The 24,209-nt window shown below is 70.9% G+C and carries 18 protein-coding genes; 4 read left to right on the top strand and 14 right to left on the bottom strand.

Features of this window, described 5'->3' with window-relative positions:
* Positions 1-5: 5 nt before the first annotated feature.
* The 5 genes from A176_RS29425 to A176_RS29405 form a co-directional block, all read right to left on the bottom strand.
* Positions 6-4,352: an nSTAND1 domain-containing NTPase gene (locus A176_RS29425; protein ID WP_044889281.1), complete on the bottom strand. Its 4,347-nt coding sequence runs from the start codon at positions 4,350-4,352 to the stop codon at positions 6-8.
* The gene (locus A176_RS29420; protein WP_021780988.1) at positions 4,349-6,184 is read right to left on the bottom strand and encodes a sigma 54-interacting transcriptional regulator; all 1,836 of its coding nucleotides are present in this window, start codon (positions 6,182-6,184) and stop codon (positions 4,349-4,351) included. Before A176_RS29420 ends, A176_RS29425 begins: the two co-directional genes overlap by 4 nt.
* Before the next feature lie 95 nt (positions 6,185-6,279).
* Positions 6,280-6,960, bottom strand: coding sequence for a hypothetical protein (locus A176_RS29415; protein WP_002635662.1), 681 nt, complete (start codon positions 6,958-6,960; stop codon positions 6,280-6,282).
* A gap of 5 nt (positions 6,961-6,965) precedes the next feature.
* Positions 6,966-7,478, bottom strand: coding sequence for a hypothetical protein (locus A176_RS29410; protein WP_002635663.1), 513 nt, complete (start codon positions 7,476-7,478; stop codon positions 6,966-6,968).
* Between the two features lie 206 nt (positions 7,479-7,684).
* Entirely contained in the window at positions 7,685-9,190 is a 1,506-nt protein-coding gene (locus tag A176_RS29405; RefSeq protein ID WP_002635664.1) for a hypothetical protein, read from the bottom strand.
* Positions 9,191-9,370: 180 nt separating this feature from the next.
* Here A176_RS29405 and A176_RS29400 point away from each other — a divergent pair, with 180 nt between their 5' ends.
* Complete coding sequence (locus A176_RS29400) at positions 9,371-10,654, top strand: APC family permease (RefSeq protein ID WP_002635665.1); 1,284 nt, start codon at positions 9,371-9,373, stop codon at positions 10,652-10,654.
* Between the two features lie 75 nt (positions 10,655-10,729).
* On the opposite strand, the gene A176_RS29395 is transcribed toward A176_RS29400, so the two are convergent.
* Positions 10,730-12,169, bottom strand: coding sequence for a glutamine synthetase family protein (locus A176_RS29395; protein ID WP_002635666.1), 1,440 nt, complete (start codon positions 12,167-12,169; stop codon positions 10,730-10,732).
* 318 nt (positions 12,170-12,487) lie between these two features.
* Here A176_RS29395 and A176_RS29390 point away from each other — a divergent pair, with 318 nt between their 5' ends.
* From A176_RS29390 to A176_RS29380, 3 genes are all read left to right on the top strand, one after another.
* Positions 12,488-13,294 carry an alpha/beta hydrolase family protein gene (locus tag A176_RS29390; protein ID WP_002635667.1) on the top strand — a complete coding sequence of 269 codons (807 nt, stop codon included), beginning with the start codon at positions 12,488-12,490 and terminating at the stop codon, positions 13,292-13,294.
* A 97-nt stretch (positions 13,295-13,391) separates the two neighbouring features.
* The gene (locus tag A176_RS29385) at positions 13,392-14,285 is read left to right on the top strand and encodes a hypothetical protein (protein WP_002635668.1); all 894 of its coding nucleotides are present in this window, start codon (positions 13,392-13,394) and stop codon (positions 14,283-14,285) included.
* Between the two features lie 27 nt (positions 14,286-14,312).
* Positions 14,313-15,239 (top strand): hypothetical protein, encoded by a 927-nt coding sequence (locus A176_RS29380; protein ID WP_002635669.1) that lies wholly within the window; start codon positions 14,313-14,315, stop codon positions 15,237-15,239.
* A gap of 51 nt (positions 15,240-15,290) precedes the next feature.
* Here the strand turns inward: A176_RS29380 and A176_RS29375 are convergent, their stop codons facing one another.
* From A176_RS29375 to A176_RS29340, 8 genes are all read right to left on the bottom strand, one after another.
* Positions 15,291-16,028: an SDR family oxidoreductase gene (locus tag A176_RS29375; protein ID WP_002635670.1), complete on the bottom strand. Its 738-nt coding sequence runs from the start codon at positions 16,026-16,028 to the stop codon at positions 15,291-15,293.
* Positions 16,006-17,400 (bottom strand): FAD-dependent oxidoreductase, encoded by a 1,395-nt coding sequence (locus tag A176_RS29370; RefSeq protein ID WP_002635671.1) that lies wholly within the window; start codon positions 17,398-17,400, stop codon positions 16,006-16,008. The genes A176_RS29375 and A176_RS29370 overlap by 23 nt, the downstream gene beginning before the upstream one ends.
* Positions 17,393-18,673, bottom strand: coding sequence for a kynureninase (gene kynU, locus A176_RS29365; RefSeq protein WP_002635672.1), 1,281 nt, complete (start codon positions 18,671-18,673; stop codon positions 17,393-17,395). Before kynU ends, A176_RS29370 begins: the two co-directional genes overlap by 8 nt.
* Positions 18,670-19,686, bottom strand: coding sequence for an amidohydrolase family protein (locus A176_RS29360; RefSeq protein ID WP_002635673.1), 1,017 nt, complete (start codon positions 19,684-19,686; stop codon positions 18,670-18,672). Before A176_RS29360 ends, kynU begins: the two co-directional genes overlap by 4 nt.
* Entirely contained in the window at positions 19,683-20,207 is a 525-nt protein-coding gene (gene nbaC, locus A176_RS29355; RefSeq protein ID WP_002635674.1) for a 3-hydroxyanthranilate 3,4-dioxygenase, read from the bottom strand. The genes A176_RS29360 and nbaC overlap by 4 nt, the downstream gene beginning before the upstream one ends.
* Positions 20,208-20,639 carry a RidA family protein gene (locus tag A176_RS29350; RefSeq protein ID WP_002635675.1) on the bottom strand — a complete coding sequence of 144 codons (432 nt, stop codon included), beginning with the start codon at positions 20,637-20,639 and terminating at the stop codon, positions 20,208-20,210.
* 38 nt (positions 20,640-20,677) lie between these two features.
* On the bottom strand, positions 20,678-22,120 hold the full coding sequence (locus A176_RS29345; protein WP_002635676.1) for an aldehyde dehydrogenase: 1,443 nt from the start codon (positions 22,118-22,120) through the stop codon (positions 20,678-20,680).
* Positions 22,121-22,879: 759 nt separating this feature from the next.
* Positions 22,880-23,950, bottom strand: coding sequence for a M24 family metallopeptidase (locus tag A176_RS29340; protein ID WP_002635677.1), 1,071 nt, complete (start codon positions 23,948-23,950; stop codon positions 22,880-22,882).
* Between the last annotated feature and the right edge of the window lie 259 nt (positions 23,951-24,209).

The following is a 24,209-nucleotide window of genomic DNA, read 5'->3' as shown; positions in this document are numbered from 1 at the left end:
CGCGCTCAGGGGCGCGGCGTGGCGCAGACTCGGAAGCCGATGAGGGCCTCGCGCTGGGTGCGCTCCACGCGCTCCCGGTTGGCGGTGTGGGCCGTCAGGTCACTCTGGTACCAACTGCCGCCCTGGGCGGACGGCTTCTCCGGGTCCACGTCGGAGCGGGTCCACTCCCACACGTTGCCCACCAGGTCGTCCACGCCGAACGGGCTCCGCGAGCGCGGGTGGCTGCCCACCTCGTCGGGGCCGAAGCCCCAGGGCTCCCGGCCATAGGTGGCGTCATGGTTGGCGTCGTCTGGTGCCAGCCAGTCCCCGGACGGGTAGCGCCGTCCGTCCGCGCCTCGCGCGGCCCGCTCCCATTCCCGCTCCGTGCACAGGCGCGCGCCCGGCACCTGACCGGTGCGGTCCAACCACGCGGTGTAGGCCAGGGCGTCGTCAAAGGACACGGCGGACACGGGGAAGCGCAGCCAGTCCTGCTCCTGGCGGCGGCTCCGCTTGCCGTAGCGCAACGGCTCTCCGTCCCTCACGCTGTAGCTGGCGGACGCGGGGCGCAGGGTGAGCCGCCAGCGGCCCTTTGGCTCCTGCGCCAGGTCCACCACGGTGAGGCGGCGGCGCGAGCCCGGCATCCGCGCGGCGCGCTCCTCGGGAGGCAGCGTCTCCAGGAAGGCGATGTAGCGCGCGAACGTCACCTCGTGCTTCGCGATGAGGTACGCGCCCGTCTCGACGGCGTGCAGCGGCGGCGCGAAGAAGAAGGCGCGCCGCAGGTATTCGCTCTCCGACGCGCCTTGGAGGAAGCGTCCGGCGGGGATGTACACGAAGCCCTCGGGGACCGCCGCGGCCTCCGGGAGGGGCAGGTCCAACGCCAGCCACTCGCCGAAGGCCAGCATCACGGGGACGCGCACTGGGAACCGGCCCGGTGCCTCCACCACCAACAGGTGGGAACCCGCTGGCAGCGCCACCTCCCGCAGCGGTGTCTGGCCCAGGTCGCGTCCCGGGTGGAACGCCCCTTCGGGGGTGGGCTCCAGCAGCCGCACGCGGGCCCCCGAGGGCTTGCTGGTGAGCGTCAGGCGCGCGGGGGCCGTCAGGCCCTGTTTCAGCTCACCCAGGGCGTCATGCGCCGTGAGCCGTGCGAGCCATTGCGCGTGCTGCTCGGGTTGCCGCTCCTGCTCCGCGAGCTCCACGCGCGTCACCAGCAGGCTCGCCATGAGTGGGCTCACTCGGGGATTCCCAGGCGCCAGTCCCCAGGCGGCCTCCAGCTCCGACATGGCGCGCAGCGCGGTCTGCTCCACCGCTTGCCGGGCCTTCAATGCCTGGGTCCACCTGGCTTCGGCCGCTTCGCGGTTCTGGGGCCCCGGGGTGTCGAACAGGGCGAAGGCCTCGGTGGTCCGTTGTCCCAGTTCGGCCAGGTGGCCGCCCAGCGCGTCGTGTTGTGCCTGGGCTTCATCCAGGTGGCGGTTGATGCGGGCCTCCAACTGCGCCCGGGCCTGCACGCGGGTGACGGCCACCACGCTTCCCAGCACCAGGGGCACCAGCGCGACGGCCAGCCAGCGGGTGACGCGTTGCCGACGCACGGTCGCCCGCGAGCGGAAGAGGAACTCGCGCTCACGGGCCCCGTCCACGTGGGTGAGGCCCGCGGCCCGGACCTCGGCGAGCTGGCGGGCCCCATGGAGCAGCTCGGGGGGACGTCCCAGCCGTACCCACTCCGCGGCGGCGCGCTCCAGCCGCATGCGCGCGGCCCGGCGCTGTTCGTCCTGCCCCAGCCAGCCGCGCAGGGTGTCCCAGCCGGTGACGAGGCTCTCGTGGGCCAGCGTGTACACGCCGTCGCCGTCCTCGGCCTCGCCCGCGGTGAGCAGCCGGCCTCGCACCAGTCCATCCAACACCGCGCGCCCGGTGTCGTCGGCGTCGCCTCGCAGCAGCTCCTCCTGGGTGCGGCGCACGCGGGTGCCCTCGGGCGTCACCAGTTCCAGGAGCATGTCTCGGGCGCGAGGCCGTTGCTCGGGGCGGAGCCGGGCGACCACCGCGTCCGCGTGCCGGGCCAGCGCGCCTTCCACGCCCCCCAGGGCCTCCAGCGCCGCGGCGGGGATGTGCTGGCGCTGCGCGTCCCGGGCCTCCCAGAGCGTCTCCAGCGCGAACTGGAGCAGCGGCAGGCCCCCTTCCGCGCGCGACGCGGAGGTGACCAGGGCGTCCACCATGGTGGGGCTTTCGAAGCGCATGCCCAGCAATCGCAGGGGGCCTTCCGCGGCTTCGCGCAGTCCGTGTTCGGAGAGGGCGCGCAGCAGGTGGAGCGCGCGGGGCACTTCGCTGCCCAGCCCCGGGAGGGCCACCAGTCGCGTGAGACAGTCGCTGCGCGCGGTGGCGAGGAGGCGGACGCGGGGCGCGCGGCGCAGGACCAGCGCCAGCTCCTCGGTGAGCTGGGCGGCCTGCGCGGGCTCCGAGAAGGTGACGAGCTCCTCGAACTGGTCGATGAAGAGGAGCAGGGGCGCGGCGTTCGAGGGGCGGCGGCGCAGGGCGCGGGCCAGGACGCCGGGCTCCTCGGTGGTGAGGCGCGCGTGCAGGCCCTCCGCGCTTTCACCGGCCACGGGGGCCAGCAGCTCCACCCAGGTTTCCAGGGGCCGACGGCCGGGGGCTCCGGTGATGACGGTCCATGCGGGACCACCATCCTCCCAGGCGCCTTGGGTGACGGTGGGGAGGACTGCTGCCCGGCAGAGCGAGGACTTGCCCACGCCGGAGTCACCCGCGACCAGGACGAAGGTGTCGCCGCGCAGCCGGTCGAGGACCTCCCGCAGCTCGGGTTCGCGGCCGAAGAAGACGCTTCGGTGCGCGGCATCGAAGGCCCGCAGGCCCAGGTAGGGATTGCCGGTGGGGAGGGCGCTGGCGCGCGTGGGCGTGTTCAGGGCTTCGAGCGCTTCGCGGAGCGCGTCACCGGACTCGTAGCGCCGGGCCGGGTCCGCGTCGAGGCAGCGGTCCACGATGGCGGCGAAGGCGGGCGAAACACCCGGCGCGTGTTGGGCGAGGGGTGGCGGGGGAGACTCCAGGACGGCGGCGCCGAGCTGCTCCAGCGGAAGTTCTTCATGCGGCGCGTGGCCCGCGCACAATTCATAGAGAAGGATGCCCAGCGCGTAGATGTCGCTGGCGCGGCTGGCGGGCTCACCGCGCCACAGCTCGGGTGCGAGGTAGAGCGGCGTGCCTGGGACGAAGTCGTGGTGGTCGGCCTCCGCGTCCGGAGTCGAGAGGTCGCGGGGGCCCGTGTCATTCGTCAGAGCGGGAGCCTGTGTCCCAGCGTCGTCACGCGGGCCAGTGTCGTGCCCTTGCTGAGCGGGAGTCCGTGCACCTGTATCGTCACGCGGGTCGGTGTCGTGTCCTTGCGTCGTGGGAGCACGCTCTCGCGCGTCGTCACGCGAGCCAGTGTCGTGCCCTTGCGTCGTGGGGGCACGCTCCCCCGCGTCGTCACGAGGGCCAGTGTCGTGCCCCTGCTGTGCGGGAGCACGTTCTCCCGTGCCGCCACGCGGGCCAGTGTCGTGTCCCTGAGGCGCGGTGGGCCGCTCTCCCGCGTCGTCACGCGGACCGGTGTCGTGCCCATGAGGCGCGGGAGCACATTCTCCCGCGTCGTCGCGCGGGCCGGTGTCGTGTCCCCTCGTCGCCGCAATGGGCCGCGTGTCCGAGGTCCGCTGGGCCAGCGCGCTCTGCGCGGCAATGGGCCGCGTGTCCGAGGCGCGTGGCTCCTGATGAGCCCGTGCGCCCTGCGCGGGCAGCGGCCGCGTGTCCACGGGGCGTGCTCCAGGCATCGGCTGGGTGTCCGTGGACGTCGCTCCTGGCGGGGACGTGACGTCCGTGCCCGCAAGAGCGTGCGGCTCCCTCTCCGCGAAGGCGGCCTCCGCGAGCCCAAAGTCGAGCAGCTTCACCTCCCCGTCCTCGGAGAGGATGGCGTTGGCCGGCTTGATGTCCCGGTGGAGGATGCCGCGCCGGTGCGCCGCGGCCAGCCCTCGCGCGAGCCCGAGTCCCAACTGGAGCGCCATCCGCGCATCCACCGGCCGCCGCAGCCGGTCCAGCGGTTCGCCCTGGATGAGCTCGGACACCAGATAGGGCTGACCGCGCACCTCCCCAACACGGTGGATGGCCACCACGTTGGGATGCTGGAGCCGAGCGATGGCGCGGGCCTCCTGGAAGAAGCGCGCGCGCGCGGCCGCGTCCGGCAGCAGCCCCTGCGCCGTGGCGATGAACTTCACCGCCACGCGCCGGTCCAACAGCGTGTCCTGCGCGAGAAACACCTGCCCCATGGCGCCGTGCCCCAGGGGGCGCAGCAGCCGGTACTCCTCGAACTCCGATGGGGGCCCCAATCGCCCCACGGGCGGTTTCATCCGATGGACGGCCCTTTGCGAGAGGTGCGGGACGGCAGTCCAAGCTGCTTCAACTTGAACGAGAAGGTCCGGATGGGCATGCCAATCATCGCCGCCGCGCGAGTCTGGACCCCCTCGGCTTCATCGAGCGCCTCCTGCATGCGGCGGCGCTCCAGGTCGCGTATCTCCTGCGCCAGGGGAACCCGCGTCTTCTGCGGCACCACGGGCTCGGCCGGTGCGGCAGGCGCCCCCAGGTCCTGTGACAGCGGCTGCGTGGGCGTGCCAGCGCCGCGAGGTTGCATGCGCGCGGGAAGGTGGCGCGGCTCCACCACGTTCTCCGGCACGGCCGCCGCCGCGTAGTCCATCAGGTTGCGCAGCTCGCGCACGTTGCCGGGCCACGCATGGCGGGACAGCGCGTACAGCGTGCCCGCGGACAGCTCCATCTCCGCTCGGCCGAGCGACTGGCAGGCGCGGGCCAGGAAGTCGCGCGCCAGCAGCGGCACCTCCCGCGGGCGCTCCCGCAGCGGCGGCAGCAGCACCGTCGCCGCGCCGAGCCGGAAGTACAAATCCTCCCGGAACCGCCCCGCGCGGACTTCCGCCTCCAAGTCCCGGTGCGTGGCGGCCACCACGCGGAGGTCGATGGTCCGCTCGCGCACGTCACCCACGCGGGTGATGCGGCGAACCTCCAGCGCCCGCAGCAGCTTGGCCTGCGCGGAGGCGGGCAGCTCCCCGACTTCGTCCAGGAAGACGGTGCCGCCCTGGGCGCTCTCCAGCAGGCCCACGCGCGTGGTGTTGGCGCCCGTGAAGGCGCCGCGCTCGTGGCCGAACAGCTCGCTCTCCACCAGCCCTTCCGGCAGCGCGGCGCAGTTGATGGCGATGAACGGCTTGTCCGAGCGAGGAGACCAGTGGTGTACGGCGAAGGCCGCGTTCTCCTTGCCCACGCCCGTTTCCCCGCAGACCAGCACGGGCAGCTCGCTGGCCGCCAGCCTGCGCAGCAGGGTGTAGAGCTGCGCCATGGCGGGGTCCGCGACCAGCACGGTGCGGTCCGCCAACGTCAGGCGGGTGATGCCTTCGGCCGCGGGAGCCCAGGCGCCGGACACCGCGGTCCGGGCCGCCGAACGCGCCGCCGCCACCAGGGACTCCGCGTCGCATCCGTCCGAAGGACAGGTCGCGATGCCCAGGCGCCCCTGGGGACAGGCGGCGAGCAGCGCACCCACGCGCTCGCCCAGGCCGTCCTCGCCCTGCTCGCCGGAGACCTCGGGCATCATCCACAGCAGGTGCGAGCCGTCCAGCCACCCCGCGGCCTCCGCCGGGCCCGCCTCCGCGGCCAGCAGCGCCTCCGCGGCCTCCCTCCCCAAGCAGTTCTGCTCCGGGAGCGCGAGCACCAGCGCGGTGAGGGGTCGGCCATAGCGCAAGGCGCGGTCGGCCTCCTCTCGCAGCCGCGCCATCAGCGGCTCCGCCTGGAGCGGGGCATTCGCGGGAGCGGAGCGTGCGCGCGTGCGCACCACCGCGACCACGGCGCCAAAGGACACCACGTCACCCGACAGCAGGGGTTGGGCGGTGTCCACGGGACGGCCGTTGAGCGTGGTGCCATTGTGGCTGCCCAGGTCCACCAGGCGCACACCTTCCTCCGTCAACACCAGACGCGCATGGCGGCGTGAAACGCTGTCGTCACGCAGGCACAGGTCCGCCTTCTCGTCGCGGCCCACCAGCACCACGCCTTCGGTGGGGAGGGAAAATCGCGACGTCGAGTCCCCCTCCAACACCAGGAGATACGAGGTGCCGGTGTCTGTCGATTCCGGCGCGCTCCCAAGAGGGCGCGTGTCGCGAGCGCTGGGCTGTGAAGTGGCCATGTCGGGGCGGAGAATGCTGACACGCCCACACTGGCGCGGGCAACCGGCTGCGCGGGCGGGCGCGCTCCGGCCCCGTCTCCTCACGTCGGAGTGGCTCATTGGCGCAAGGTCATGGGAAGAGGCTCACCCGCACGCGATAGATAGACACGTGAGGTCAGCCGGCCCCCCGCGTCCGAGGGCCGCATCACCGCCTGCCCTTGAAGGCCCTTCACCATCAACAGGGAGGACAGCAGCTCCGCGCGTGCCTCGGCCTCGTCGTGCTCCACCTCCAACACACACATCCGGGTGCGGCAGTCCACGCGTGTCAGCCGGGACCCCGCGAAGCGCGGACCGTCGAACGCATGGGTGACGAGCGTCTCGGTTTGTCCCGCCCATTCCCTGTCACGCGGCTCGGTGTGGGCCACGGCCTGGAGCTCGGCTTCCAATTCGTGTCGCCGCTCGTCGCGAGCCACCTCCACGGCGGCCAGCGTCTGCGCGGTGGGTGGCGCCGCCGGTGCTTCGGGGGCGGCCACCTCCGCGGGCTCGGGCGGCGGTGTGGGACGCGCCTCGGGCACCCCGAGGTGTCTCAACTGGCTTTGTCCCCGGCGCAGTGCTTCCACCTCCGCGCGGAGGGCCCGCACCTCCGACGCCAGGTCCGCTGGGGACCCGGGCTGTGCCTCGGTGGCTTGCGTGCGCACCGGTGTGGTTTCGGGTGTCGCTCCCCACGTGCTCCACCCACCCGCGGCGGCGACGGCGGCCGTGGCCAGACCCAGGATTCCCCAACGGACCTGTCGCATGGTGGCTACTCCGTGACGACGAAGCTGGCGAGGACGGACCGGTGCGAGGTGGAGCCGTTGACGTACTGGCCCGGCAGCTCGCAGCGCAGGCTCACGAAACCGTTGAGGTTCGCGAACACCGACGGCACGCTGATGGAGAAGGTGTTGTGGTTGGTCGTGTGCGCGCCCCAGTTGGAGCACGCCGCGGCCGAGGCCAGGGCGGTGCCGTCCTTCTCCGCCACCGTCGCGGTGCAGCAGACGTTCTCCGTCAGGTGCGGGTCCAGCGCCGTGACGCTGATGGACAGCGTCTCATTGAAGTAGGGCGCGCTGACGTTGCGCTGAATCGGGCAGACGACCTCCATCGGGCTCGTGTCCGAGTTGATGAGGCGCCCGCTGCGGAAGATGGTCGGCGCCGCGAACCCGGAGACCGACGTGCAAAGCGAGCCCGAGTAGGTCGCGGTCCCCGCCATGGCGGGCAGGGTGCTGAGCGCCGCGAACACGGCAACGGACTTCGACACGAGCGAAAGGGACGTCTTCATGGGATTTCTTCCTGGCATCACACGGCCTCGCGCGGCGCCGCTTCATGCGGTCCGGCGGGGTGTGGCGTGAGCGGGAAGAGCAACCGGAATGCCAGCCTTCGCGCGGCCTCCGCGCCTGGGGTTCCGTGGCATGTCAGGCAAGTGTTGCCGTCTCCGCGCCATTCCGGTGCGGCAAGGCTTGCCAGCCCCGGCAGGCGTTGCCGTGCCTACGGCGTGGCGGCGGGCGGCGTCCAGGTGGCGGTGGTGGGCGCCACCCGGTGCAGCGCCGGAGGTGACGCGCTCAGCGCCCCCACGTAGAGGCGGCCGTGAAAGCCTTCCGCGAGCGGCTGCGGGAAGAGGTGCACGCCGGGGGCGGTGTCGGGCTTCTGCCGCACCTCCTTCGTGGGACTGATGGCGAAGAGGTTGCACTCCACCTCATCCCAGACGTTGTAGCGGCAGGAGAACTGCGTGCCTCGCTGGAAGCCCACGTCGAGCGCGCGCACCGACGGGAGCACCTGGGCGAGCCGCGCCCCCAGCGGCGCATAGTCGCTGTCCCAATTCACACCGGCCGTGCGCACGTGCGTGCCGCCCGCGAGCACCAGCGTCCAGGCCTGGGCGCGTCCGCGCTGATGGTCGAGCAGGTGGCGCGCCATCTCCGCCTCGCGCGCGTTGCCCTGCGCCTTCTCGGCGTCGAAGGCCACCAGGGCAATGTCCTTGCCGGAGGCACGGAGCCTGCGGGCCTGTTCGACGAGCCAGAGTATGGCGCCGCTGCTGCGGCCGTCCTGATAGGTGCGCCGCCAGAAAGGGCTCTCATTCAGCAGGGTCTGGATGTCCTGGGATTGGCCGTCGCTCGCCAGGTAGGTGTCCAGCAGGGGTTGCTCGGAGGCGGGCAGTGACAGCGCCAGCGTCACCGGCAGGCCCTTCGCCGTGGCTTCACAGAGCATCCGCAGCGCCGCCGTGGGCAGCTCCCGGGTCCCCAAGGGGTCGGCCAGCAGCAGCACGTGTCCTGGCGCCATCAGCGGGCCGGCGCCGTCCACCGGCGTGCCGCATTCCGGCGCCTGCTGCGGCTGCTCCGTCCGCCATCCTTCCAACGTCACGGAGCGGATGGGCATGGGCGCGTTGCTGCCCACCAGCTCGAGGGCGGGCACCATCTCCAGCCGTTGCAGCAAGGTCCGCTCGATGTCCAGGTCGCGCACGCCTCGCGCCATCCGGAAGCGCTCCATGCCCGGGGCGCCCTTGAACGGGTCCTGCATCGCCGCGCCCCGAGGGCCGGCGTAGGCATCCCGGGTGGCGTCGAACGGGTGGGCGTCCTGGGCGGAGAAATAGTTCGCATCCCGCTGCCCCATGGCTTGCGGCGGAATCTCCAACTGGGTCTCCATCTCGTTGTAGCTGAGCCGGAAGACGCGGACGACCGTCTGACGAGGCCCCAGCCGTTCGCCCTTGATGTAGTAGCGCTCGATGGTGCGCACGCCCGGCGTGTTCTTCCCGGGCTCGTGGGCCGAGGAGAACATCTCCAGCCCACCTTCCTTCTCCAGGATGTCGTAGCGCTGCTCTTCCAGGATGCGGCGCGCCACCATCATCGCGTCCTCGGCGGGGACGATGTACACGCGCTCTTCTTCCGGCGTCTCGTACTCGCCCGTGTCCTCGTTGGCCGTGGCGCCGAAGCCCCGGCTCAAGGTCGCGCAGCCCGAGCAGAGCAGCCCCAGTCCCAGCAGCGCACCGTGAAGCCGCATCGAATGCTCCCATCCCGCCTGGAGCCCAGGCAGGCGACGTGTCGCCGGGACACCACGCTCCGGGCGCCGCCATCATACCGGTTCGGGCCGCGTGGCGGATTGGTGTCCGGTGCCCGCCTGTAGTGAAGTGCGTCCGTGTCGGTTTCTCCTGCCTCCACCCCTGCGTCGGCCTCGCGTCCGGTGGGGCCGCTCCAGCTCCTCGCGCTTGGCGTCAACGGCATCGTCGGCGTGGGCATCTTCTTCGCCCCGGCGGAGGTCGCCGCGCTGGCACCGGGGGGCAGTGCCATCGCCGCCTTCGCGCTGACAGGGCTCGCGCTGATACCGGTGGCGCTGGCCTTCGCGGTGCTCGGCCGCCGCTTCAATGCGGACGGCGGGCCCGTGCTCTTCGCGCGCGCGGCGTTTGGCGAGCGGGCGTCCTTCCTGGTGGGCTGGGTCGCCTACGTCAGCGCGTTCCTGAGCACGTCCGCGGTGGTGGCGGGCCTCTCCCAGGCGGTGGCGCCCTCCCTGGGCCTGGAAGGGGCCCTGGGGCAGCGCGTGCTCGCGTCCGTCCTCGTCACGGCGCTGGCGGGCGTGGTGGCGTCCGGCATCCGCGTGTCGGCGGGCACGTGGACGGCGCTCACCGTCTTCAAGCTGCTGCCGCTGGCCGCGCTGCTGGTGGCCTTCCTGGCGCTGTCGGGACCAGCTCCAGGCGCGTCGGCGGTGGCGGTCGCGAGCCCGGCCGTGGACGTGTCGTGGCTGCGCGCGGGGCTGACGGTGATGTTCGCGTATCAGGGCTTCGAAATCGTCCCGGTCATCGCGGGGCAGGTGCGCTCGTCCTCGCGCGCGGTGCCCCTGGCCACGGTGGGCTCGTTGCTGCTGGCGGTGCTGTTGTACGTGGGCCTGGTGTGGGCCTGCGTGGCGGCGCTGCCGGACCTGGCCTCCTCCGCCACGCCGCTGGCCGCCGCGGCGGGGGTGTGGGGCGGGCCCGGGCTCGAAGGGTGGGTGCGGGCGGGCACCAGCGTGTCCGCGCTGGGCATCTGCCTGGGGATGATGGTGACCACGCCGCGTTACCTGTCCGCGCTGGCGTCGGGCGAGCACACGCTGCTGGGGCTCGACGGCATGTCCGCTGGGGGCGTGCCCTTGCGTGCCCTGGCCGTCACCTGGGGCCTGGTGCTGCTCTTCGTCAACCTGGGTGATTTGTCGGAGCTGTTCGCGCTCTCCAGCATCGCGGTGCTGATGCAGTACGGCGTCACGGCCGCCGCGCTGGCCACGCTGTCCTGGCGGCGCGAGCGAGGCCTGCGTCCGCTGCACGCGCTGCTGGCGGTGCCCACGCTGGGGCTGGGCCTGACGCTGGTGGCCTTCGGTGCCAGCGTGAGGGAAGGCGTCACCACGGTGCTCACCACCGTCGCGGGGCTGGTACTGCTGCGGCTGTCGAGGCCCCGCGCCTCGGAGCCGTCAGCGGCGCTGCGCGGCGAGCCCCTGTAACGGACGAAGCCGCCGCCTCCCATGTCGCGGGAGGACGGCGGCTCCTGAGGTCCGGCGGTGCGCGGACGCCCGTTCCTAGAACTGGCTCCAGAGGTACTGGTTGGTGACCTCGTGGTGGAACACGATCTCCGAGTACTTCACGCGGTTGCCCAACTGCTTGGGGCTGCGCTCGGCCGTGGACGTCTTGAGCTCGGCGAACTTGCTCTGCACGTTCTCACCGAGGATGGACGACACGAACTGGCTGCTCTTGAAGATGCGGATGGCGTCGAAGATGTTGTCCGGCAGGAAGCGGGTGCGGCTGCGCTTGGTCTCCGCGTCCTCCTGCGGCTGCGGGCCCTCCAGGCCGGTGCGCAGCAGGGTGTAGAGCACCAGGTACGGGTTGGCGTCCGGCGCCACCGAGCGGCACTCGACGCGCGCGCTGCGCTCGTTGCCGAAGGGGATGCGCACCATGGCGCCGCGGTTGTTGGCGCTGGCCTTGATCTGGTTGGGCGCCTCGTAGTGCGGGTCCAGGCGGCGGTACGCGTTCACGCTGGAGTTGAGCGTGAGGCAGATGTCGTTGGCGTTGTTGAGGATGCGGTCGATGAACTCCCAGCCCATCGCGCTGAGGCCGTCCTGACCGTCCTTCTCGTAGAAGAGATTCTTGCCGCCCTTGGACAGCGACATGTTCATGTGCATGCCGTTGCCGTTGACGCCCGTCACCGGCTTCGGAAGGAAGCTGGCGGTGCAGTCCAACTGCGCGGCCACCTGACGGGCGAGCAGCTTGTAGAGCTGAATCTGGTCGGCCGCGACGATGGCCTCGCTGTACGAGAAGTTGATCTCGAACTGGCTGGGCGCCACCTCGGGGTGGTCCTTCTCGTTCTGGAAGCCCATGGCGCGCTGGGCCTCGGCCACCTTGTCGATGAAGGTGCGCAGCACGTCGCCGGGCAGCGAGTGGTAGTAGCCGCCGATGGAGATGAAGTCGAAGTGGCCGACCTCGTGGTAGTGCCGCTCGGCGTCGCGGCCCTTGAAGAGGAAGCCCTCGATTTCGGGCGCCGCGTGAAACACCGTGCCGTCCTTCTGGTACATGGCCTCGGTGATCTGCTTGAGCTTGCCGCGCAGGTCGGCGTGGTACGGCGTGCCGTCACGCTCCAGGACCTCGCTGAACACCAGCACCTTGCCCGGCCCGAAGATGTCCGAGGGCAGCCAGTAGAAGGCGCCCCAGTCGATGTTCAGCCGCAGGTCGCTCTCCTGCTGCGCGGAGAAGCCCCGGATGGACGAACCATCGAACGTCAGGTTGTCGGCGCTCTTGATGAGGAACTTCTTGTCGTAGTCCAGCATGTGCAGCCGACCCTCGAGGTCGGTGAAGCACACGGTGACCGCTTTGATGCCGCGTTCCTTGGTGAGGTAGTCGATGCGCTCCTCGCGCAGTTTCTCCGGCGCGATGTGCTTGAGACGCTGCTCCTTCACCTTGAGGTTGCGCTCCTCGAGCTCGTCGTAGGGAATCTCCAGGAACGTCCGCAGACCCTTCGTCTCCATTGACCGTGCCTCCCAGGCCGGGTTCTTCGCCGACAACGCGGCGCGCTGAATCCGTGGGCGCAGGTATTTACATTTGGGGGCCGGAAATCAAGTCTAAACCCCGCGACACGGAGCCTAAAAACTTTGCGATGAAACCTTCAAAGCCCGCCGGATGACACTTGGACCCACCATGGAAGCCCTCGGAGTGGTGGCTGGAGGACGAAGGACCGGCCGAGGGTGACGCGCCGCGCCGAGGCTCGGCGCCCTGGCTCCATGTCGAGCCGCGCGCCCCCTCAATGTCCACGCGGGCGCGCGAATGCAACGGAGTAGGGTGTCGCCATGAGCTCGATGTGGGTCCTGGATACACCCGCGCCCGATGCGGATGCGCGCATCGCGTATGGCGAGCAGCCTCACCAGTTCGGGGACTTGCGGCTGCCAGACGGCCCCGGCCCGCATCCGGTGGTGGTCGTCGTCCACGGCGGCTTCTGGCGCGCGAAGTACGGGCTGGAGCACGCCGGGCACCTGTGCGCGGACCTGACCCAGCGTGGCTTCGCGACGTGGAGCCTGGAGTACCGGCGCGTGGGGCATGAAGGCGGCGGCTGGCCCGGCACGCTGGAGGATGTCGCGCGGGGCACTGACTTCCTGCGCACGCTCGCGCCGTCACATGCGCTGGACCTCTCGCGGGTCGTGGCGCTCGGCCACTCGGCGGGTGGGCATCTGGTGGCGTGGCTGGGGGGACGGCACAAGCTGCGGCCCGGTGAGGCGCTTCACCAGGAGGCGCCGCTGCCCCTGCGCGGCGTGGTGCCGCTGGCGGGCGTCGTGGACCTCGCGCGCGCGTTCGGGCACCGCCTGGGGGACGGCATCGTGGAGACGTTCGTGGGCGGCACGCCGTCCTTGGTGCCTGAGCGCTACCGCACCGCCTCGCCAGCGGCGCTCCAGCCGCTCGGGGTGCCCCAGGTGCTCGTCCACGGCACGGAGGACGACACCGTGCCCGTGTCGATGAGCGAGGACTTCTGCGCGCGCGGCCGCGCGCTGGGGGATGACGTCCGCTGCGTCACCTTGCCAGGCGCGGGGCACTTCGAGGTCATCGACCCGCGCTCACGGGAATGGCCGCACGTCGTCGCCGCGGTGCAGTCGTTGATGTGAGGCGTGACACCCGCCTGAGCCGCCGGGGGTGCCTTCTCAGACGGAGGCCGGACGGGTAGGGTTTGCGCGCCGGAAGTCCGGTTTAGAGGGGGAAGTCATGGGTGTCGTGTATCTGCTGCTCTACCTCGCGGGAGGGGGCCTGCTCACGTTGAGCGTGTCCCGCTTCCTTCAAGATGCGTTGAACGGGGCGCCGTTGGCAGAGTCCGCACCGCTCGTGGCACTGGGGATGGGGCTCGTCTGTTTCGCGGCGCTCCTGCACGCGGTGACACTCCGGCGACGGAACCCGGACGGCCCTTCGGCTGCATTGCCTCGGATGGGGCGCGTCGCGTTCGCCTTGGCAGGCGTCATGTGGGCCATGCCCATCCTCATCGGATGGCTTCAGTTCGAGCTCTTCATCAACCCCATCCAGATGGCCCCGCACCTCATGTTCCTGGGCGGCCTCTTCCTGGTGTTCTGCGTCTGCACCCACGTCACTGCGACCTGGCGCATGCCTGTCGTGGCGACGACCGCGGGGGTGGCGTTGTTCGGATTGCCGTTGGGACTGCTGGGCGCCGCGCTGCCCATCGGGCACTTCAACCACCACCTCAGTGATGTGGTGTTGCTCATGAGCGACCCCATGACGGGGGAGGACCGGAGCGTCCTCAGCGAGCGCGCCGATGTGCCCATGCCCCCGCAGGAGATGAATCCGCACAAGAACGTGATGGACCTGGCCGCGGCCCTCGGCAATGCCAGGCAAATCAACATCGAGGAGGAGCTCGCCGCCGGTCGAATGAAGCAGCTCGACGATGGGTCCTACGTCGTCGTGAATCCGGATGGCTCGGAGGCGGCCCTGGAGAGCGCGGCGGCGTTCGATGAGGCGCTCGACGAAGCCGTCGAGGCCGACAAGCGTCAGGCCTTCGAGGCAGAGGCCGCGCGCGTGGCGGAGTGGGAGCGGCAGATGCGCCAGCGCAGGCCGGGCGGCCGACTCTTCACGAAGGCCACGGCGGACTGAACCGGAACCTCATCCGAAGGGTGCGTCATGGGCATCATCTATCTACTGGTCTACGTCATCGGAAGCTTCATGGTGACTCTTGCCTTCTCGGGTCTGCTCGACAGCGTCTACGACGGCAGCTCCATGAAGAGCGGGGTGGAAAGCCTCGCCAAGGGGGCTGGCGTCATCGGCGTCGCGGCGGTGCTGCATGTGCTGGTGTCGCGGCGGCGCACGGAGGCGATGTCGAGCGCGGCACCCGAGGAGACCGTGCCGGATGCGACGCCCGCGACGGAGACAGCGGAGGCAAAGCCGGGTTCAAAGTATCGCGCCATCTATGTGTCCGCCGCCGTGTGGGCCGCCCCGAACATCGCGGCGTGGATTCAGTTCGAGCTCTTCCGCGACCCCATCGTGATGATCGGCTTTCCCACACTGGTGGGCGGCTACCTCCTGACGTTCTTCGTGAGCGCCCTGGTCGTGGCGAACTGGCGGATACCGTGGGTGGGCATCATGGTGGCGCTCGCCTTCATCGGCTCACCGCTCGCGTGGCTGGGTAACTCCGTCTTCATCAAGCACTTCAACCACCACCTGTCGACCGTGGTGGAGCCCGTTTCGAGAACCAAGAAAGGGGAGTACCGCGACCCCATCGTGTCGCGCGGCAGTGCTCCGGACAGGCCGGTGTGGGGAGGCGGAATCCCCACGGAGCTCATGGCGGAGGTCTCCGAGGCGAAGACGCTCGACCTCGAAAAGGAGCTCGAGACAGGCGGCGTCCGCCGGACGCCGGAGGGGGGCTACGTCAGGGTGCTCTCGGATGGGACGGAGCGCAGACTGAGAAGCATGGCGGAGCTTGCCCAGGCGCTCAAGGACGCGAGCGCGGCGGAGGACCAGCGTGCGGCCGAGGCGGAGGCGGCCTGGGAGCGGCAGGTGCGCCAGCTCAAGCGGGGCGGCCGGTTGTTCAGCCGCGCTCCCGCGGACTGAGCCTCGCCAGACGCGCGTGGCGCCCGGCGAGGTTCGCGTCTTCGGGCGCGCTCAGAAGCCGCGCTGCGCGCCGCCGTCCACCGCGATGGACTGACCGGTGACGTACGACGCCTGCTCGGAGGCGAGGAACGCGGTGAGCGCGGCCAGCTCCTCCGGGCGGCCCAGCCGGCGCGCGGGAATCTGCGGCGCCACCTTCTCGTCCGTCAGCCCGAGCTGCTGCATGCGCTCGGTGGCGTGGTAGCCCGGCAGCACCGCGTTCAACGTGACGCCGTGCTGCGCCACCTCGTTGCTCACCGACTTCACCAGCCCCAGCAGGCCCGCGCGCAGGCCGTTGGAGACGGTCAGGTTGTTCATCGCCTCGCGAGCGGCCAGCGACGTCACCAGGACGATGCGGCCCCACTGGCGCTCCTTCATCCCCGGGAGCACCGCCTGGATGCCGTCCACCGCGGCCATCCACAGGCTCTGGAAGCCGAGCTGCCACTGCTCGGCCGTCAGCGACTCGAAGCCGCCCGCCGGCGGACCGCCCGTGTTCACCACGAGGATGTCCACGCCGCCCAGCTTCTCCGTGACGGTCTCCACCAGCGACTTCGCGGCCCCGGGCTGCGTCAAGTCACACGGCACCGCGAGCGCCGCGCCGAGCTTCTTCGCGGCCTGCTCCAGCTTCTCGCCGCCGCGCGAGCAGATGGCCACCGTGGCGCCTTCCTTCACCAGCGCCTCGGCGATGGCGTAGCCCAGCCCCGCGGAGGCCCCCATCACCAGCGCCCGCTTACCCTTCAGTCCGAAATCCATCCGCGTGCTCCTTCAGGAATGGCGCCAGCCGGCTCTGGATGAGCTCCGCCGCGCGCTTCAGGTCCACGTCCTCCGCCCTCGCCAGCCCCTCGGTCAGCTCGGAGACGATGCCGTCCGTCAGCGCGCCGACCTGGTAGGCCAGCCGGTACGGCACCCGGCTGAAGCTCACCAGCGAGTAGCGGCTGACGAACTCGCCCGGGAAGGCGTTGAGCAGCACCTTCTCCACGGCCTTGCGCAACTGGAAGCGCGGGTCACCGGTGCTGTCGCGCATCTCCACGAAGTTCTCCACCGCCATGTCGGCGATGGCGTCCGCGTTCGTCTTGCGCAGACGTTCGAACTCCGTGAACACGTTCTCCCACGAGCCGCCGCGCTCCAGCAGCGTGTCCAGGACGACGCAGTCCTCGAAGCCGCAGTTCATCCCCTGACCGAAGAAGGGGACGATGGCGTGCGCCGCGTCGCCCAGCAGCAGCGTCAGCCCGCCGGCGCGCCAGGGCGCTCCCTTCACCGTCACCATGCTGCCGGTGGGGCGCGAGAAGAACGCCTCCATCAAATCCGGGATGAGCGCCTTCGCGTCCGGGAACTGCGCGTCGAAGAACGCGGACAGCCGCTCGGGCGTGTCCAGCGAGGCGAAGCTCACCGGCCCCTGCCACGGCAGGAACAGCGTGCAGGTGAAGCTGCCGTCCTCGTTGGGCAGCGCGATGAGCATGTACGTGCCGCGCGGCCAGATGTGGAGCGCGTGCTTCTCCATCTGGAACGTGCCGCCCGGACCCGGCGGAATCGTCAGCTCCTTGTACCCATGGCCGAGCTGCTCCTGCGTGCCCGTGTAGCCCGGCAGCTTCTCCAGCGCCTGCCGCACCGCGGAGGCGGAGCCGTCCGTGCCGAACACCACGCGGCCCGTCTCCTGCCGGACCTGTCCGGTGGCGTCGTCGTGCACCGTGAGGGCGCCCGGGCCCAGGTCCAACTGCGTCACCCGCTGCTTGAAGCGGATGTTCACCTTGCCGGTGGCCTCTGCCGCCGTCATCAGGAACGCGTTCAGCCACGCGCGCGACAGCGAGTTGATGTGCTGCGAGTCGTCCTTGCCGTAGGGCTGGTAGACAAGCGCGCCCTGCGGCGGGTGAATCATCCGCCCGCGCATGGGGATGGCGTGCTTCAGCGCCTCGTCCTCCAGGCCCAACTGCCGCAGCGCGTGCAGCCCGCGCGTGGAGATGGCCAGGTTGATGGAGCGGCCCGCGTCCACGGTTTCACGCCGCATGTCCGCGCGCCGCTCCAGCAGCTCCACGGTGTGGCCCCGGCGCGCCAGGTAGAGGGAGAGCAGCGAGCCCACCAGGCCCGCGCCCACCACGGTGACGGTGTCCTTGAGCGGCTCACTCACGGGCGTAGCCTTCCAGGGCCTTCACGAACCGGTAGACGTCCGTGAAGGAGTTGTAGAGCGGCGCGGGCGCCGCGCGGATGATGTCCGGCTTGCGGAAGTCGCAGATGATGCCCGCCTCGCCCATCCGCTTCAGCAGGCCCTGGGGCTCACCCCGGAAGCGCAAGGAGAGCTGCGCGCCGCGCTGCTTCGCGTCGCGCGGCGTGGTGATGCGCACGTAGCCCTCGGGCAGCCGGTCCAGCAGGAACTCCAGATAGCCGGTGAGCCGCTCGCTCTTGGCGCGCAGCGCGCCGATGCCGGCCTGGTCGAACAGCTCCAGGGACGCGCGCAGCGCCGCGAGCTGGAAGATGGGCGGGTTGGAGAGCTGCCACCCTTCGGCGCCCGGCAGCGGCTCGAAGGTGGGGCCCATCTGGAACCGCGTCTTCTTGTCGTGGCCCCACCAGCCCTCGAAGCGGGGCAGGTCCTTCGTGTTCGCGTGCCGCTCGTGGACGAACACGCCGCCCAGCGCGCCCGGCCCGGCGTTGAGGTACTTGTACGAGCACCACACCGCGAAGTCCGGTCCGTCGTCGTGCAGGGACAGCTTCAGGTTGCCCGCGCCGTGCGCCAGGTCGAAGCCGACGAAGCAGCCCTTCGCGTGCGCGGCCTGGGTAATCGCCGGCAGGTCGAAGGACTGTCCGGTGAGGTAGTTCACGCTGCCGAGCATCACCAGCGCGACTTCATCGCCGTGGCGTTCAATCGTCTCGAGGATGTCCTCGGTGCGCAGCGTCTCCTCGCCCGCGCGGGGCTTGAGCTCCATCACCGCTTCGCGCGCGTCGTAGCCGTGGTAGCGCACCTGCGAGGCGACGGCGTACTGGTCCGACGGGAAGGCGCCGCCCTCCACCAGGATTTTGAAGCGCTGCTTCGTGGGCCGGTAGAACGACACCATCATCAGGTGCAGGTTCACCGACAGGGTGTTCATCACCACGACTTCCAGCGGCTTGGCGCCCACCAGCCGCGCCGCCTGCTCCGTGACGAGCTCGTGGTAGTGCAGCCACGGGTGGCGGCCGTGGACATGGCCCTCCACGCCCAGCCGGGCCCAGTCCTCCAGCTCCTCCTGGATGTAGCGCGCGGCGTTGCGCGGCTGGAGCCCCAGCGAGTTGCCCGCCAGGTACACCACCGGCTTTCCCTCCGGCGTGGGCGGGAAGTGGAACGCGTCGCGGTAGCCGCGCAGCGCGTCCTCCGCGTCGAGCTTGTGGGCGAAGGCCTCGGTGTCCTCGAAGGGGTGCGGCGTCGTCATGGTGCGAAGTCCTCGGGGGCGCGTCCCAGCCAGTCGAAGGCGTTGCGCCAGAGCAGCCGCTCCTTCGCGGCGGGCCCCAGCTCGGTCAGGGACTCGATGAGCGTGCCAGGGCGGTCCTCGCCCAGGGGGAAGGGGTAGTCACTGCCGAGCGCCACCTTGTCCTGCCCGAAGAGCTGGACGATGAAGCGCAGCGCGTCCGGGTCATGGACCAGCGAGTCCACCCAGAAGCGACCCAGGTAGTCGCGGGGCGGCACCTTGTTGTCCACGGCCACCAGGTCCGGCCGGGCCTCGAAGCCGTGCTGAATCCGGCCGAGCGTGTGGGGGAACGCGCCGCCGCCGTGCGCGAAGGCGAAGCGCAGCTTGGGCAGCCGCTCCATGACGCCGCCGAAGATGACGGAGCAGATGGCCAGCGACACCTCGGCCGGCATGCCCACGAGCCACGGCAGCCAGTACTTCTGCATCTTCGCCTCGCCCATCATGTCCCACGGATGGACGAAGACGGACGCGCCCAGCTCGCTGGCGGCCTCGAAGAAGGGGAACAGCGCCGGGTCGGACAGGTTCCAGTCGTTGACGTGCGAGCCAATCTGCACGCCCGCCAGCCCCAGCTCCTTCACGCACCGCTCCAGCTCGCGGATGGCCAGCTCGGGCGACTGAAGCGGCACCGTGCCCAGGCCCAGGAAGCGCTTGGGGTGCGCGTGCACCACGGAGGCGAGGTGGTCGTTGAGGAAGCGCGCCAGGTCCGCGCCGTGCTCGGGCTTCGTCCAATAGCCGAACATCACGGGGATGGTGGACAGGACCTGGACGTGGACGCCGGCCGCGTCGCACTCCTCGATGCGCTTCACCGGGTCCCAGCAGTTGCTTTCGATTTCGCGGAAGAACTTGCCGTCATCCCGGAGCATGCGCGCGCGGCAGGGCGCGTGGTGGTCCAGGGTGATGAAGCCGCCGTAGCCGTAGCGCTCGGCGAAGCGCGGCAGGTTGGCGGGGAGCAGGTGCGTGTGGATGTCGACCTTCAACGGGCGGTGCCTCCCTTGACCACCTTCGTCCCGCACTTCTTGCAGGTGCAGTTGTCGGGGTTGCCGTAGAAGTGCTCGAAGATGGGCGGGAGCTGCGTCACCAGATTCGTGACGTGGACGAACTCCTCATAGAGCTTCTCGCCGCACTGCGGGCACAGCCACATGAAGCCGTCCAGCTCCTTGGGTTGGCGGCGGCGCTCCAGCACCAGCCCCACCGTGCCCGCGGGGCGCTGCGGCGAGTGCGGCACGTTGGGCGGCAGCAGGAAGATTTCCCCTTCCTGGATGGGGATGTCCTGCACCTGGCCCTCGTCGATGACCCGCAGGTTCATCGTGCCCTCGAGCTGGTAGAAGAACTCCTCGCCCTCGTTGATGTGGAAGTCCGTGCGCGCGTTGGGGCCCCCGACGACGGTGACCATGAAGTCGCGGTCCTCCCAGATCTGCTGATTGCCCACGGGCGGCTTGAGCAGGTGGCGGTGCTCGTCGATCCACTTCTTGAAGTTGATGGGGGTCAGGCGGCCCATTCATTCACCTCCGATGGTGGCGATGCACTTGAGCTCGATGGCGATGGGCGTGGGCAGCCGGTTGATTTCGAGCGTCGTCCGGCACGGCGGGTCGTCCTTGAAGTACTCCGCCCACAGCCGGTTGTAGGTGGGGAAGTCCTTCTTCATGTCGGTGAGGTACACCGTGACGTCCACCAGCTTGTCCCAGGACGAGCCCGCGTCCTCCAGGATGTAGCGGACGTTGCGGAACACGGAGTGGCACTGCGCCTCGATGTCGTACGAGACGATGTTGCCCTCCGCGTCCAGCTCCACGCCGGGAATCTTCTTCGTGCCGCGCTCGCGCGGGCCCACGCCGGACAGGAACAGGAGGTTGCCCACGCGGCGGGCGTGGGGGTACAGGCCCACCGGCTCCGGGGCCTTCTGCGAATCGACTCGCGCGCTGTCGCTGCTCACGGCGTGCTCCTCAGGTTGGGGAGGGGAGGGGAGGGGGCTTACAGCTTGATGCAGACATTTTTCGGCTCGGTGAAGAAGCGCAGCGCGTCCCAGCCGCCCTCGCGTCCCACGCCCGAGTCCTTCACGCCGCCGAAGGGCGTGCGCAGGTCGCGCAGCATCCACGTGTTCACCCAGACGATGCCGCTGTGCAGCCGCGAGGCGAAGCGGTGCGCGCGGGACACGTCCTGCGTCCACACGCTGGCGGCCAGGCCGTACTTCGTGGAGTTGGCCCATGCGAGCACCTCGTCCTCCGAGTCGAAGGGCATGATGCTGGCCACCGGTCCGAAGATTTCTTCCTGGTTCGTGCGGCAGTTCCAGTCGAGGCCCTCGATGAGGGTGGGCTCCACGAACCAGCCATCGCGGCAGCGCCCGGGGACGTTGGCGCGCTGTCCGCCGGTGAGGACGCGCCCGCCCTCCTGCTTCGCGAGCGCCACGTAGCCCAGCACCTTGTCGAAGTGCTGCTGCGACACCAGCGCGCCCTGGTCCGTGCCCGGCTCCAGCGGGTCACCGACCTTGAGCGCGCGCGTGCGCGTCACCAGCGCCTCCTTGAAGCGCTCGTAGATGGGACGCTGCACGAAGATGCGCGGGCCGCAGAGGCAGATTTGCCCCTGGTTGGCGAAGGACGAGCGCACCGTGGTGGCCAGCGCCTCGTCGAAGTCGCAGTCCGCGAAGATGACGTTCGGGTTCTTCCCGCCCATCTCCAGCGACAGCTTCTTGAAGACGGGCGCGGCCACGCGGGCAATCTCCGCGCCGGTGCGGGTGCTGCCGGTGAAGGAGATGGCGCTGATGTCCGGGTGCTCGCTCATCGCGGCGCCCACCTTGGGGCCCAGGCCGTGGACGAGGTTGAGCACGCCCGGCGGCAGGCCCACGTCGCGGCAGACCTGGGCCAGCAGGTACGCCGTCATCGGCGTCACCTCGGACGGCTTGGCCACCACGCAGTTCCCGCTGGCGAGCGCCGGGGCAATCTTCCACGTCAGCAGGTACAGCGGCAGGTTCCACGGGGAGATGCAGCCCACCACGCCCAGCGGTGAGCGCAGCGTGTAGTTGATGGCCACGTTGTCCGTGGCGTGCGCCTCGCTGGCGAACTGGGTCGCCGCGTCCGCGAAGAACTCGAAGTTGAGGACGCTGCGCGGGATGTCCACTGTCGAGGCGACGGACAGGGGCTTGCCGGTGTCGATGGACTCAGCGCGGGCGAAGGCGTCCAGGCGGGCACGGATGCCGTCCGCGATGCGGCGCAGCATGCGCGAGCGCTCGGAGGCCGGGGTGGCGGCCCAGGCGGGGAAGGCCCGGGCGGCGGCCTCCACCGCGTGCTGGACGTCGGCGGCGTCGGAGTCCGGAACGTGGGCGTACGTTGCCCCCGTCGCGGGCTCGGGCTTGTCCAGCCACGCACCGCTTCGGGCGGGCAGCAGCTCGCCACCAATGTAGTTGAGCACCTTCTCCATGGCCGCGCTCTCCGGTTGTGTCTGCCCACGGCGCGGCGACGGACACCCGCTTGGCGGCCTCGCGCATGGAAGCGCGACCGCGCCGCCCCGGTGGGACGGCGCAATGTACGCCGCCCCTCCTCATGTCACCAGCGTCACGCACAGGCGCCGTCTACTGCCGACGGGCACGCGAAAAAGGCAGCCTTGTTGCTCGCATGACGCTCGGCGGAGCGTGGCTTCACTGTCGGCCATGACGCACAGCGGCTTGGTCACGCCCGCACGTCCGTGGGGCGGTCCGTGGCGGCTTTGCGCTGCACGCGCAGGTTGGGCCTGCGGCGGCACGGCACCGGACTAGCGCATGCTCAGGTGGGGCCTGCGGCGCCCCGGCACTGGACTAGCGCACGAGCAGGTCGGGCATGCGGCGGTGCGGCACCGCACGAGCGGTCGGGCCCGAGGCGGCTCGGCACCGCACGAGCGGTCGGGCCTGAGGCGGCGCGGCACCGCACGAGCGGGTCAGCCATGCGGCGGCGCGGCACCGCACGAGCGGTCGGGCCTGAGGCGGCGCCGCACCGCACGAGCGGGTCAGGCATGCGGCAGCACGGCACCGCACGAGCGGTCGGGCCTGAGGCGGCGCGGCACCGCACGAGCGGTCGGGCCTGAGGCGGCGCGGCACCGCACGAGCGGGTCAGCCATGCGGCGGCACTGCACCGCACGAGCGGTTGGGCCTGAGGCGGTGCGGCACCGCACGAGCGGGTCAGCCATGCGGGGCGCGGCACCGAACTAGCGCACGAGCAGGTCGGGCCTGAGCCGCCCCTCGACCTCCACGGTCGGCCAGCGCGGGTCCACCGTCAGGACCTCCAGTCCGCCGGGAGACACCACGCAGGTGTCCTCGCTCTTCGCTCCGGGCAGGGAAGGGTTCCACGCCACCGCGCCGTGAGGCGCCAGCGCCACCGTCATGCCGGGACGCGCCAGCTCATCCCGGGAGAGATAGCCGCAGGGGCCGCCCTGGTGGTGGAGCACCTCCGCGCCGGGGTGGCCCGCGTCCGCGTACGCGCGGGCGAGCGCCGAGTAGACCTGTCCCAGCGTGTTCCCGGGCCGGCTGGCCGTGAAGGTCGCGGCCTCCACGCGCAGGACGTCGGTCGCGAGGCGGCGCTCCTTGGCGGAGGGCGCGCGGAAGTAGACGAAGCGGGTGAGGTTGGCGAACAAGCCGTGCCGCCTCCCACAGACGACGATCATCGCCCGCGCGCCGAGCCGCTCCCGTGAGGCGGTGGCATGCCGGTAGAGGGGCAGCCGACGCTCGTCTCCGACCAGGGTGAGGGCCGGCTGGATGCCGCGTGTCCAGAGCGCCTCCGCGCCCGCCCCCGCCAGCTCGAAGCCCGTCCACTCCGGCGTGGCCGCGAGCAGCACCTCCGTCACCGCCTCCGCGGTGTCCTTGCCGAGCGCGCGGTAGCGCTCCAACTCCCGTGGCAGGAGCGACGCCCGGGCGCGGACCAGGGCCTCGGGCAGAGGCACTTCTCCGTGCGAGGGCCGGTCCGACGCGATGGTGCCTTGGACTCGCGCGGAGACCCACGCCTCGCGCTGGGCTGGGGCCTCCCACGGGTTCACCTGGGTGGGCAGCCCTGAAGGGAGCTCCTCCTTCTCCAGCCGCTCCGCTTCGATGCGGTCCGTGAGCGCCCAGGCGCCCTCGCGCGTGACGAGCACCTCGGCCACCCCGGTCTCCTCCGCGAGCAGCACCACGTTGGAGCCGCCGCAGGTGGCCCAGGAGAACCAGTCCGCGCCCCGCAGGCGGATGGCCCCCAGGTCCCCGAGGTGGGCGCGCAGCAGGGACAGCTTCGTTTCCAGCTCGCTCATGACAGGCTCGCTCGGGGGCCGCACCTGGGGTGTCTCGAGCGGCCCGTGGGGAGGGTGTCCTCGTTTCGATACGGCCAGCGCGTCTGCCCCTGGCAGCCGCGTCGCGAGCACGAGCGGCCCCCGGCTCCGCGCGCTCACGGGACGTGCTCTCGTTCCTGTCCCGGCCCCGGGTGTCCTCGCGGCGCGGGCCGTGGAAAGTCAAAGCTCGCCACCCTGGTTGACGGTGGCAAGTCGCCGGCGCGTCCCCGCGCCATTCGGC

This window comes from Myxococcus hansupus (assembly GCF_000280925.3).
Taxonomy (GTDB): domain Bacteria; phylum Myxococcota; class Myxococcia; order Myxococcales; family Myxococcaceae; genus Myxococcus; species Myxococcus hansupus.
Note: the sequence above shows the minus strand (reverse complement) of the source record. Positions and strands in the feature narration are given on the sequence as shown.